This is a genomic window from Brevundimonas sp., from assembly GCF_036676055.1.
In the GTDB taxonomy this organism is placed as follows: domain Bacteria; phylum Pseudomonadota; class Alphaproteobacteria; order Caulobacterales; family Caulobacteraceae; genus Brevundimonas.
Map to the genome: position 1 here is coordinate 1 of NZ_JAKFDS010000007.1, position 11,294 is coordinate 11,294.

The following is an 11,294-nucleotide window of genomic DNA, read 5'->3' on the forward strand; positions in this document are numbered from 1 at the left end:
GCTTGTTGATGGCGATGACCATGTCGTCCTCGTAGAGCACGAGGGATTTGGCGAACTTTACATCCTGAGGCGACAGGGTGTGGGCGTCGCCGGCCTGACGCGAGGTGTCGTCGGGGATGGGCGGGACGCGCACGGCGGCGCCGGCGGTCAGGCGGCCTTCGGGCTTGATGCGGGCGCCGTCGACGCGGATCTGGCCGCTGCGGGCCATCTTCTGCACCTGTATGTTGGACAGGTGCGGCCAGCGCCGGCGGAACCAGCGGTCGAGGCGGATGCCGTCCTCGGCCTCAGCGACATAGATCGTCTGGACCTCGCGCTTCGGGGCGGCTTCAGCGTCGCGAATGGGTTCGTCGGTCAAAGGGCGGCTCCGAAGGCGCGGCGGGCGACCATCAGGCCGATGAACAGGGCGACGATCGACAGGACCACCGAGACGGCGGCATAGCCCCCCGCCATGGCGAATTGGCGGCGCTCGATCATCAGGGCCGTCTCCAGCGAGAAGGCCGAGAAGGTGGTGAACCCGCCCAGCACGCCGACGGCGGCGAACAGGCGCAGGCTCTCGCCATGGACCCCGCCTCGGAAGGCCAGCCAGCCTGTGAGAAGCCCCATCAGCAGGCCGCCGATGAGGTTCACCGCCAGGGTGCCCCACGGCCAGGCCGCGGTCGGGAACAGGCGGAAGGCCCAAAGGCCGACGCCGTAACGAGCGGCCGCACCGAGGGCCCCTCCGGCCGCGACGATCAGAAGACGTGTCATGTCCGGGGGCTTATACTGCACCCGGCGACAAAGCGAAGGCGGCCGGCGCGGCGTGATTGCGCCCCGGCCATCTGACCGAAACTTCACTTGCCCGGCGCCACGGTTAACGGCGATACCTGAACCTAACGGCACAGCTTCGCCTGACGAGGGAAGGCCGTCGGTCCGGCGGGGACGATCCGCCATACTGCCGGGCTATCAACGAAGGACCGCCGAAGCGCCATGTCGCACGACGACCACAGCCACGCCCCCCACAGCGCCCCCGCCGACGGCGGTCACGGCGGCCAGGGGTTCGACGCCCGGCTGCACGGGGGCATCGACGCCGCGGCGAATCCGCCGCCGCGGGGAGCCGCAGACGTTGAGGACCGCGCCATACCCTCGGCCACGCCCGTCCGCCGCAGCGGGCCGCTGCGCAATCCGGAAGGAATCCTGCATCCGATCCAGGACAGCGAGTATTTCTCGGAGGACCCGGAGGCGACCGATCGCGTCTCGGCCCATATCGACGAGTATTTCAATCAGCCGCTGGACATCTTTCCGTTCTGGGAGACGGAGGGAAAGCCCGACCGTTTCCACGTGCTGTTCGCCCGCCAGATCGAGGAACGGTTCCCGGTCGATTCCGACCTGCGCGCCGGCATCTACGCCTATGGCCGGGGAGTGTTCGACGCCCTGCGGGTGCATGTGCTGTCCAAGCGCCTGACCCAGGCGCTGGCCATGGCGGCGTTCGGGGCGCTGGCGGTGCTGGGGCCGACGTGGTTCAGCCGCTGGACCGGGACGGACATGGCCGGCGCCGGTCTGGCGGCGGGCGCCATGCTGGTCGCCCTGGGCCTCTACTGGGGCGTTCAGCAGATCCTGTTCATCCAGTACCGGTTCCGGCTGGAGAACGACTCCTACCAGCTGTCGCGCGAGATCGTGCAGCGGACGCGGGAGCTGCAAAACCTGTTCACCTCGGGCCGCGCCATGGCTGACCAGGCCGAGACCCGCTACCAGCAGGACGGCAAGGCGTGGGGGCAGCGGGCGCTGTATCTGACGCGGCTGACCATGTGGCTGGGCGCGCGCATGGAGTACCTCGAGAAATACGTCCAGATGGAGCTGTGGCGGGTGCGGCGCGAGCGCTACTGGATGCGCTGGCTGGCCCGGCTGCTGACGCCGGCGGTGTTCCTCGTCGGCGCGGCGGTCATTGCGGTGCAGTCGGCGCCGGCCGGGCACGAGGTCGCCTTCCGCGGTCTGCAGGCGCTGGCAATCGCGCTGTCGGCGGTCGTCGGCCTGCTGTCCTACTTCCGCTGGCAGACCCCGACCTCGGCCGTCCAGGACAAGCTCGGCATCGAGAACTGGGTCCGCTACGCCTCGCTGGACGTCGACAACGCCGTCGCGGATCAGGTGAGACGCGACAAGGAGCGGCTGGTCGAATACCGGGCGCTGACCCGCGGCGGGCGCTAGGGCCTACAGCCTCGGGCGCAGGCTGTCCTGAACGCCGCGGGCGTCATAGGCGTCGGGACGATCCGGCCGCTCGCCCCGACCCATCACCACCTCAAGCGTGGTCGAGGTCGGCGACGGGCCGCTGAAGTTGAGACCGACGCCAACGCCGACGCCCGAGCTGCGGTAGCTGCCGTAACGGCCGCCGTAGCTGCTCGAGCCATAGCCGACGCCGACGCTGGGGCGCATGCCGCCGGCGCTGTCCGGCCGGCCATCGATCCAGCGCTGGGTCACCTCAAACCAGTCGTACCCTTCTGCCGTGGTCAGCTCGGCGGCGCGCAGCAGGGCCATGTCCGCCACCGGTCCGGGCGCGCCGACGCCATTGTAGGTGACCCGGAACCGGTTGGACTCGATGCGCTGCTCGGCATAGCCCTGCCCGCCGGGTCCCATCTGCGGGCCGTAGGGAGCGAGACTGGCGCAGGCCGTCAGGGCGAGGCCGGCGGCGGCGATCAGCGGCAGGGTCAGGCGGTTCATGGCGGAGCTCCGGACGTTCGTCTGAAATAGCGCCGGGCGGCGGCGAATGTTCCTAAAGTTCCGCCGCTTGCCTGAGGGCCTCGAAATCGGCCGGGAGCGGCGCCTCGACCGTCAGATCCCCGCCCTCGGGATGGGGGAAGGTCAGCTTCGCAGCGTGCAGCATCAGGCGCGGCGCGGCGCGGCCGGCGAAGGTCAGGGCGCCGCCATAGCGGGGGTCGCCGACCAGCGGGCGGCCGATGTGGGCCATGTGCACCCGCAGCTGGTGCATCCGCCCGGTCAGGGGCTCCAGCTCGACCAGCGCGCCGTCCTCCGAGGCCGACAGGGTGCGGTAGCGGCTCTGAGAGCCCTGGGCGCCGGGGGCGTCGAAGGCGCAGACGCGCATATAGCTCTCGCGACCGATCTCCTGACGCACCAGCGGAACGTCGATCGTGCCCGCGCGCGGCTCGGGGGCGGCCGAGACGAGGGCCAGGTAGGTCTTGCGGAAACGGCGCATCTGCAGAGCCTTGCCAAGGAAGCCGGCGGCCGGCTTGGTCTTGGCGGCGAGGATGACGCCGGAGGTGTCGCGGTCGAGCCGGTGCACCAGTTCCGGCCGCTTGCCGTTGGAGCGCATGAAGGCCCACAGCAGGTCGTCCAGCGTGTGCGCCTTGATCCGCCCGCCCTGGCTGGACAGGCCGGCCGGCTTGTTGAGGATGAGCAGATGCGGGTCCTCGTGGAGCACCCACGAGCGGACGGCGGCGATCTCGTCTTCGGAGAGGGAAACGGGGGAGCGGTCGGTCACCGCGCGTGCATACGCGAACCGCCCTCCCCCGTCAGCCCGTCGTCAGCGCAGCACGCCCTTCTTGCTCATGGTCCAGGCGTACCAGGCCAGGAAGGCGGCGATCGCCGTGATGACCCACGGCATGTAGCTCATCATCGCCATTTCCGCCGGAACCGGCGGCGGCGGGTTGATGACCTGACCGTAGATCAGGCTGATCACGGCGCCGATCAGCGACAACCCGAAGGCCCAGACCGCGAGTTTGTTGCGGAGCAGCAGCAGGATCGAGCCGGCCACCGCGCCCCAGACGCCGAGAATCCATGGCCCGTACATCCAGGCCGGCATGGCCAGGAAGTAGTCGATCATCGCCTGATCAAAGCCGGACGCCCGCATGTAGGCCGCGCCCTGCGTCGTCGTCATGATGAAGTCGTAGCCGCCGAACGCATTCCACAGCAGGCTCACCACGCCCACGGCCCACAGGTGCCAGGGCGTGCTCGTGGTCATTGAGGTCGTGTCGGTCATTGTCCCCTCCCAAGGAATTTTCCGATGGGCGGAGGATGGTCCGAAAACGCGGTTACGGCAACGCTGCATCCACGACCCGCCAGGGCGGGTTCACGCGATTCTCGCCAGCGAAATACAGACACAGCCGGTTGCCGTCCGGATCCCGCAGCCAGGCCTCGCGCCACAGCCAGCGCTGGTCTACCGGGTCGCTGTCGAAAACGATCCCGTCGGCCTTCAGGGCGGCGACGCGGTCGTCAAGGTTCGGGCATTCGAAATAGACGGCGGTTCCTCCCGGTGCGGGGTCGGCGGCCCGGTGGATCGAGAAGGTCGCGCCGCCGGGGCAGAGGAAGCGGGCGTAGTGGTCGCTGGAGACGATCAACTCCAGTCCGAGACGCTGGTAGAAGGCGCGGGCGCGCGGGATGTCAGAAACCTCGACGGTGACCTGGTTGAGGTTCACGCCTGATCCTCCTGCGCCTTCGCCCGCATCGCCGCCCAGCGCTCCAGCCGCTCCTTGACCTTGGCCTCATGCCCCTCGCCTTTCGGGGCGTAGAAGACGCGGCGGTCCATCCCGTCGGGGAAGAAGTTCGCGCCGGAGAAACCCTCGGGGGTGTCGGGGTCGTACTGGTAGCCCTTGCCGTAGCCGAGCGACTTCATCAGCTTCGTCGGCGCATTGCGGATGTGGGCCGGGGGCATGAGAGAGCCCGTCTCGGCCGCCGCGCGCTTCGCCGCCTTGAAGGCCTCGTAGACGCCGACCGACTTGGGCGCGGTGGCGAGGTGGACCACGGCCTGGGCAAGGGCCAGTTCGCCCTCGGGGGAGCCGAGAAAGTCGTAGGTATCCTTGGCGGCATTGGCGACCAGCAGCGACAGGGGGTCGGCCTCGCCGATGTCCTCGACCGCCATGCGGACGATCCGGCGGGCGAGATACAGCGGATCCTCGCCGCCGTTCAGCATCCGCGCGAGCCAGTAGAGGGCCGCGTCGGGATCTGACCCGCGAACCGATTTATGCAGCGCAGATATAAGGTTATAGTGCTCTTCTCGACTCTTGTCGTAAGCCGGCGCGCGCTTCTGCAGAATGCCGGCGAGGGCCTGGACGTCCAGCGGCCCGGTGTCGGTCAGGTCGAACAGCACCTCCGACATGGTCAGCAGGTAGCGGCCGTCACCGTCGGCCAGGGCGAGCAGCGCCTGACGCGCCTCGGGGCTCAGCGGCAGGGCCTTGCCCTCCTGCGCCTCGGCCCGAATCAACAGTTGATCGAGAGCCGCGTCATCCAGCCGCTTCAGCACATAGACCTGCGACCGCGACAGCAGGGCGCCGTTCAGCTCGAACGACGGGTTCTCGGTCGTGGCCCCGACGAGGGTGACGATCCCCTCCTCCACGAACGGCAGGAAGCCGTCCTGCTGGGCGCGGTTGAAGCGGTGGATCTCGTCGACGAACAGCAGGGTCGACTGGCCCGCGGCGCGGCGCATGCGGGCGGCCTCGAACGCCTTCTTGAGGTCGGCGACGCCGGAGAAGACGGCGCTGATCTGTTGGAACTGGTAGCCGGCGGCCTGGGCCAGCAGGCGGGCGATGGTGGTCTTGCCGGTGCCCGGCGGACCCCACAGGATCATCGAGCCGAGACGTCCGGCCTCGACCATGCGCCGGATCGGCCCGCCTTCGCCCAGCAGATGATCCTGGCCCACCACCTCGTCGAGGGTGCGGGGGCGCAGGCGGTCGGCCAGGGGCGCGTCGGGAGGGTGGATGCCGGAGGCTTCGAACAGATCGGTCATGCAGGAGCAGAGATAGGCGTTCCGGACGCTGTTTTCACGCGTTAGTATGCCCTCTCCAAAGGAGATCGCGCATGGCCGAAGACCCCGCCGCCCCGGGCCCGACGACCGGTGTCATGCCTCATCTGACGATTCCGTCGAGGGGCGGACAGGCCGCAATCGAATTCTACACCCGCGCCTTCGGAGCGACCGAGGAACGCCGGATGCTGGCCGAGGACGGCGAGCGCCTGATGCACGCGGCCTTGCGGATCAACGGCTGCAGCGTGCTGCTGCACGATGAATTCCCTGAGTACGATGGCGAGCAGGACATCGTCCCCAAGGGCGTCACCATCCACCTGCAGGTTGATGACGCCGACGAATGGTGGAACCGGGCCATCCTCGCGGGCGGCGTGCCGGTGTTCCCACTGGCCGACCAGTTCTGGGGCGACCGCTACGGCCAGCTGAAGGACCCGTTCGGCCATTGCTGGTCGATTGGAGCGCCGATCAAGGCGGCGTAGTTCAGCCGGGCCGGTGCGGCGTCAGCGGACCAGCAGGATTCCGCGCTGGCCGCGCCGCTCCACCGTCAGCTGGGCCCCGCGCGGCAGATCAGCGAGCTGGCCGGCCGAGGTGACCGGCCGCCCGTCGACCGCCAGAACGACGTCGCCCGTCTGAATCCCGACCCCGCGCCGGGCGTAGCCGCGGCTGTCCACGCGGCTGACGATGACGCCGGTGGCGAAGGGGTCGCCGCCGAGGCTGTCCGCCAGGGCCGGATTGAGAGTCAGGACCTCGGCGCCCGACAATCCGCCCTGGCGGATCACCGTCGCCTTGTCGACATCGGCGTCGCCCGGCAGCCGCTGCACCCGCGCATTCAGCGTCACGGGCCGGCCGTCCCGCAGCACGGTCACCTGCACCGCCTCGTTCGGCTCGCGCGTGCCGACCCGGAAGTTCAGCCCGCCCTGGTCGTTGACCTCGGCCCCGTCGATGGCGGTGACGACGTCGCCTTCGCGCAGACCGGCGCGGGCGCCGGGACCGTTCGGCCAGACGTCGGTGACCACCAGGCCCTGCGGCCGGTCGAGGCCGATGCTGCGGGCGATCTCGGCGCTGACGCTTTCGCCCTTCACGCCCAGCCACGGCCGGACCACGGCGGTCGCGCCGCCGACGGCGGAATCGACCACCCGCTTCACCAGCGTCGCCGGCACGGCGAAGCCGACGCCCGACGACGATCCGGAGCGGGAGAAGATGGCGGTGTTGATGCCGATCAGATCGCCGTCCATGTCGACCAGCGCCCCGCCGGAATTGCCCGGATTGATGGCTGCGTCGGTCTGGATGAAGGAGCCGCTGTCGGAAATGCCCGTCTCGGTCCGGTTGAGGGCCGAGATGATGCCGTTGGTGACCGTCTGGCCGACCCCGAACGGATTGCCGATGGCCAGCACCAGATCGCCGACCTGCTGTTCCTCGCGGTCGTCGATGGCGAGGGTCGGCAGGCGCTCGTTGACGCCCTCGAGCTGAAGCACGGCGATGTCGGAGCGGGCGTCGGCCAGCACCACCCGGGCCGAGAATTCGCGCCGGTCGTTCAGGGTGACGCGGATTTGCTGCATCCCCTCGATGACGTGATTGTTGGTAACGACCACGCCGTCCGGCCGCACGATGACGCCGGAGCCGACCGAGCCGGTCTGGCGCTGACCGGGGATGCCCCAGAAGGGGTCCCGGACCTGCTGGACGCCGCGGGCCGAGATGTTGACCACGGCCGGGGCCGACTCGCGCACCACGGGGGCGAAACTGGCCTTCATCGACAGGGCGTCGCCGGGCAGGGCCCGGTTGTCGGCGAAAACGCCGTCCTGGGCCTGACTGTCATCCGGCTGGCCGCAGGCGGCGAGGGTCAGGGCGAGAGCGATCGCGAGGGTGCTGGTCTTCATCATCATCCGAAGGGTCATGAAGGATCCTGTACGCCGATTTCGCCCGGTCTTTTCGACGCGATCAAGGCGCACGGACGATCAAACGGTTACGTTTTCCTCACGTTCCGCCCGCCGGCCCGCGGCAGATTGCCGAAGCTTAATCCGCCGGCGGGTTGCGCGATCGGGCGACGCACGCTCAACCTGTGCCCATGACCGCTGTTATCGAAACGCCCGTAATCCAGGTCACGGGGCTGACCAAGACCTACGGAACCGTTCGCGCCCTCGACGGGCTGGACCTGTCGATCCCGCGGGGCGGGGTCTATGGCGTGCTGGGGCCCAACGGGGCGGGCAAGTCGACCCTGTTCCGCATCCTGCTGGGGCTGATCCGCGCCTCGGACGGGACCGCCAGCGTGATGGGCGGGGCCGTCACCGAGGTCAGCCACATGCGCCGCATGGGCTCGATGATCGAGACCCCGCGCTTCCCCCCCTACATGACCGCCCGCCAGGTGCTGCGCTGGCTGGCGCTGGAGCATGGCATCGGAGGTCAGGCGGACATTCCCCACTGGCTGCAGCGCGTCGGCCTGACCGAGGCGGCGGACCGCCGCGTGCGCGGCTTCTCCGTCGGCATGATGCAGCGGCTGGGCGTGGCCGCCTCGCTGATGAGCCGGCCGGAGCTGGTCATCCTCGATGAACCGACCAGCGGCATGGACCCGCCCGGCATCCAGGAAATGCGGGCCCTGATCCGCAGCCTCGCCGACGAGGACGGCGTGACCGTCGTTCTGGCCAGCCACCAGCTGCTGGAGGTCCAGCGCGTCTGCGACCGCGTCGCCATCCTCAACAAGGGCAAGCTGGTCCGGGAAGGCGCGGTCAGCGAATTGACCGCGGTCGGCGAGCGGCTGCGCCTGTCCGTCACCCAGACAGCCCAGGTTCTCGAGGTGCTCGGCTCCAGGGGCGCGGCCGAGGGCGACGCCGTCCTCGCCGACATCAAGCGGGACGAGGGCCCGGCGCTGATCCGCGCCCTCGCCGCCGCCGGCGTCGACATCCACGAAGCCCGCTGGGTCGGCACCGACCTCGAGGCCATCTTCTTCACCGAGACGGGCGTCGTCCAGGCGCCGGAGACGATCCATGCTGGTTGACGCCATCCGCGCGGAAGGCTTCCGCCTGTCGAAGAACCGCACCGCCCTGTTCTGGAGCGTGCTGTTCGTGCCGATCATCGCCGTGGCGATCGGCGCCCTGACCAACCTGGTCCTGAAGGGCAGCGAGACCAAGCTGATGGTGAACGGCAAGGCACCGGCGGAGCTGACCCAGATGATGACCAGCAGTCCGCTGGACCTCGGGGAGACGATGGTGTCGGCCGCAGGGGATCTGGCCAATCCCCTCATCCTGCTGTTCGTCCTGATCGGCGCGGCGACCATCTACGCCGGCGACTATCGCTGGGAGACCTGGCGGCTGATCAGCGCCCGCAACAGCCGCACCAATCTGCTGCTGGGCAAGCTGGCGGTGGTGGCGGTCATGTCTCTGGTCGCCATGCTGCTGATGCTGGTCGCCGGCCTGATCGAGAACCTGATCAAGGCGGCGGTATTCGAGCGCCAGCTAACCTTCTCGATGACCGGCGCGATGGCCGGCCAGTTCATCGGCCAGTTCGCCCTGTCGTGGGCGCGCATCCTCCAGTTCACCATGATGGGCATGTTGGCGGCGGTGGTGACCCGGTCGCTGCTGGCGGCGCTGTTCGTGCCGCTGGTCGTGGGCGTGGCCCAGTTCTTCTCGCCCAATATGCTGATGTCGATGGGCGTCACGCCGGACGCCTGGCTGGCCGTGCTGATCAATCCGGGCGCTGCGGTCGATACGGTCAGCGCCCTGATCGCCGGCGGCGAGCGGGCGGCCGCCCTGCCCGACGGCTTGCCGCTGAAGGCCTGGATCAGCCTGGCCCTGTGGACCTTCGGCCCGCTGGCCCTGTCGATCGTCTGGTTCCGCCGTCAGGACCTGTCGAAGGAGTAGGCGGCCCGGCCCCGATCACCCGAGCGGCTTCTCCATCCATACGTCGGCCCGCACATAGGGGCTGGGCCGGGGCGGGAGATCGACGAAGCCGAAGCTGCGGTAGAGCGCTCCGGCGGGCTCCAGGGTGCTGCTGGTCTCCAGATACAGGCGCGGGGCCCCGGCGGCACGGGCGGCCGCCTCGCAGGCCTCCAGCAGACGGCGGCCGAGACCGAGCCCCCGCGCCGCGGGCGACACCGTCATCTTGGCCACCTCATAGCCGCCGTCGTCCATGGCCATCAGGGCGCAGCAGCCGATCGCCTCGCCCTCCCGCTCGGCCATGAAGATGCGGCCGCCGGCGTCGAGGATCACGCCCTGCGGATCGTAGATCACTTTGCGGTCCTTGGCTTCGATGGCGAAGCCGCCCTCGGCCAGCCACGCTTCGTTGAGCGCGGCCCAGGCGGCGACGTGGTCGGGACGGAAGGGAACGATGGAGACGGTCATGGACGCCATCTGGCGCCGCCCGTAGTCAGGGGCAAGCCTGTCGCGCATATCGACCCTTTCGCCTGCATGACGGGCCGGCGATCAAGGATGTCCCGGTATGTCCTGGTCAGGCGGCGACGAAAAAAGGGCGGCTGGATCGCTCCAGCCGCCCCTTCGAAGCCCCAACGAAAGAAGCTTACGCTTCCTCGTCGCCCTCGATTTCATAGACCGGACCCGAGTCCAGGCCCTTGGCGTCGACGTCGCGGTCGACGAACTCGATGACCGCCATGGCGGCGTTGTCGCCATGGCGATAGCCGGCCTTCATGATGCGGATGTAGCCGCCGTTACGGTCGGCGTAGCGCGGGCCGATCGTCTCGAACAGCTTGCCCACCTGCGGCACGTCACGGACGTGGCTGATGGCCTGACGACGCGCGTGCAGGTCGCCCTTCTTGGCGAGCGTGACCAGCTTCTCGACGAAGGGACGCAGTTCCTTCGCCTTGGGGAGCGTGGTCGTGATTTGCTCGTGCTTGATCAACGACGCCGCCATGTTGGCGAACATCGCGGTCCGGTGGCTGGCCGTGCGGCCGAGCTTGCGATAGGCGGCGCCGTGGCGCATCGGGGTCTCTCCTACTCACCCTGGTTTCCACGAAAGCGGACCTGGGGTTCTCTCATTCTAACCGCTCCGTCAGCCTTGAAGGCCTGGGGCGGAGGGTTGAAACTAGATCTGGTCGTCGAACTTCTTGGCCAGGTCTTCGATGTTTTCCGGCGGCCAGTTCGGCACGTCCATGCCGAGGCTGAGCCCCATGGTCGCCAGCACTTCCTTGATCTCGTTCAGCGACTTGCGGCCGAAGTTCGGGGTGCGAAGCATTTCGCCCTCGGTCTTCTGGATCAGGTCGCCGATGTAGACGATGTTGTCGTTCTTCAGGCAGTTGGCCGAACGAACCGACAGCTCCAGCTCGTCGACCTTCTTGAGCAGGGCCGGGTTGAACGGCAGATCGGGCTTGCCGTCGGCCTGCTCGACCGCCTTCTTGGGCTCGTCGAAGGTGATGAAGATCTGCAGCTGGTCCTGCAGGATGCGCGAGGCGTAGGCCACCGCGTCAACCGGCGAGACGGCGCCGTTGGTCTCGACCTCGAGGATCAGCTTGTCATAGTCCAGCGACTGGCCCTGACGGGTCGGCTCGACGCGATAGGCGACGCGCTTGACCGGCGAATACAGGGCGTCGACGGCGATCAGGCCGATCGGGGCGTCTTCCGGA

Annotated in this window: 14 protein-coding genes and 1 pseudogene; 4 read left to right on the forward strand and 11 right to left on the reverse strand. The window is 68.8% G+C overall.

What is annotated here, in order from left to right:
* Both V6M45_RS00985 and crcB read right to left on the reverse strand, forming a co-directional pair.
* A pseudogene (locus V6M45_RS00985) lies at nt 1–355 on the reverse strand (RluA family pseudouridine synthase); the annotation flags it as partial.
* A complete protein-coding gene (crcB, locus tag V6M45_RS00990; RefSeq protein WP_332653361.1) occupies nt 352–747 on the reverse strand; it encodes a fluoride efflux transporter CrcB in 396 nt (131 codons plus the stop codon). The pseudogene V6M45_RS00985 and the gene crcB, both read right to left, overlap by 4 nt.
* Nucleotides 748–966: 219 nt before the next feature.
* On the opposite strand from crcB, the gene V6M45_RS00995 reads away from it, so the two are divergent.
* The gene (locus V6M45_RS00995; RefSeq protein WP_332653363.1) at nt 967–2,181 is read left to right on the forward strand and encodes a hypothetical protein; all 1,215 of its coding nucleotides are present in this window, start codon (nt 967–969) and stop codon (nt 2,179–2,181) included.
* A gap of 3 nt (nt 2,182–2,184) precedes the next feature.
* On the opposite strand, the gene V6M45_RS01000 is transcribed toward V6M45_RS00995, so the two are convergent.
* The 5 genes from V6M45_RS01000 to V6M45_RS01020 are packed head-to-tail and all read right to left on the reverse strand — an operon-like array spanning nt 2,185 to nt 5,710.
* Entirely contained in the window at nt 2,185–2,691 is a 507-nt protein-coding gene (locus V6M45_RS01000) for a CC0125/CC1285 family lipoprotein (RefSeq protein WP_332653364.1), read from the reverse strand.
* A gap of 52 nt (nt 2,692–2,743) precedes the next feature.
* The gene (locus V6M45_RS01005) at nt 2,744–3,469 is read right to left on the reverse strand and encodes an RluA family pseudouridine synthase (protein WP_332653365.1); all 726 of its coding nucleotides are present in this window, start codon (nt 3,467–3,469) and stop codon (nt 2,744–2,746) included.
* A 42-nt stretch (nt 3,470–3,511) separates the two neighbouring features.
* A complete protein-coding gene (locus V6M45_RS01010; protein WP_332653367.1) occupies nt 3,512–3,967 on the reverse strand; it encodes a hypothetical protein in 456 nt (151 codons plus the stop codon).
* 52 nt (nt 3,968–4,019) lie between these two features.
* Complete coding sequence (locus tag V6M45_RS01015; RefSeq protein WP_332653369.1) at nt 4,020–4,403, reverse strand: VOC family protein; 384 nt, start codon at nt 4,401–4,403, stop codon at nt 4,020–4,022.
* Complete coding sequence (locus V6M45_RS01020) at nt 4,400–5,710, reverse strand: replication-associated recombination protein A (protein WP_332653371.1); 1,311 nt, start codon at nt 5,708–5,710, stop codon at nt 4,400–4,402. Before V6M45_RS01020 ends, V6M45_RS01015 begins: the two co-directional genes overlap by 4 nt.
* A gap of 71 nt (nt 5,711–5,781) precedes the next feature.
* Between V6M45_RS01020 and V6M45_RS01025 the strand changes: the two genes are divergently transcribed.
* A complete protein-coding gene (locus tag V6M45_RS01025) occupies nt 5,782–6,204 on the forward strand; it encodes a VOC family protein (protein WP_332653373.1) in 423 nt (140 codons plus the stop codon).
* 21 nt (nt 6,205–6,225) lie between these two features.
* Here V6M45_RS01025 and V6M45_RS01030 read toward each other — a convergent pair whose 3' ends face one another.
* A complete protein-coding gene (locus tag V6M45_RS01030; RefSeq protein ID WP_332653374.1) occupies nt 6,226–7,620 on the reverse strand; it encodes a trypsin-like peptidase domain-containing protein in 1,395 nt (464 codons plus the stop codon).
* 170 nt (nt 7,621–7,790) lie between these two features.
* On the opposite strand from V6M45_RS01030, the gene V6M45_RS01035 reads away from it, so the two are divergent.
* Together V6M45_RS01035 and V6M45_RS01040 are read left to right on the forward strand one after the other, a co-directional pair.
* Complete coding sequence (locus V6M45_RS01035; RefSeq protein WP_332653376.1) at nt 7,791–8,717, forward strand: ABC transporter ATP-binding protein; 927 nt, start codon at nt 7,791–7,793, stop codon at nt 8,715–8,717.
* Entirely contained in the window at nt 8,707–9,579 is an 873-nt protein-coding gene (locus V6M45_RS01040) for an ABC transporter permease subunit (RefSeq protein WP_332653377.1), read from the forward strand. Before V6M45_RS01035 ends, V6M45_RS01040 begins: the two co-directional genes overlap by 11 nt.
* 15 nt (nt 9,580–9,594) lie before the next feature.
* On the opposite strand, the gene V6M45_RS01045 is transcribed toward V6M45_RS01040, so the two are convergent.
* The 3 genes from V6M45_RS01045 to V6M45_RS01055 all read right to left on the reverse strand — a co-directional run.
* Nucleotides 9,595–10,059 (reverse strand): GNAT family N-acetyltransferase, encoded by a 465-nt coding sequence (locus V6M45_RS01045; RefSeq protein WP_332653378.1) that lies wholly within the window; start codon nt 10,057–10,059, stop codon nt 9,595–9,597.
* Between the two features lie 175 nt (nt 10,060–10,234).
* Nucleotides 10,235–10,654 carry a 50S ribosomal protein L17 gene (rplQ, locus tag V6M45_RS01050; protein ID WP_332653379.1) on the reverse strand — a complete coding sequence of 140 codons (420 nt, stop codon included), beginning with the start codon at nt 10,652–10,654 and terminating at the stop codon, nt 10,235–10,237.
* A 102-nt stretch (nt 10,655–10,756) separates the two neighbouring features.
* A partial coding sequence (locus tag V6M45_RS01055; protein WP_332653380.1) for a DNA-directed RNA polymerase subunit alpha occupies nt 10,757–11,294 on the reverse strand: 538 nt, incomplete at its 5' end.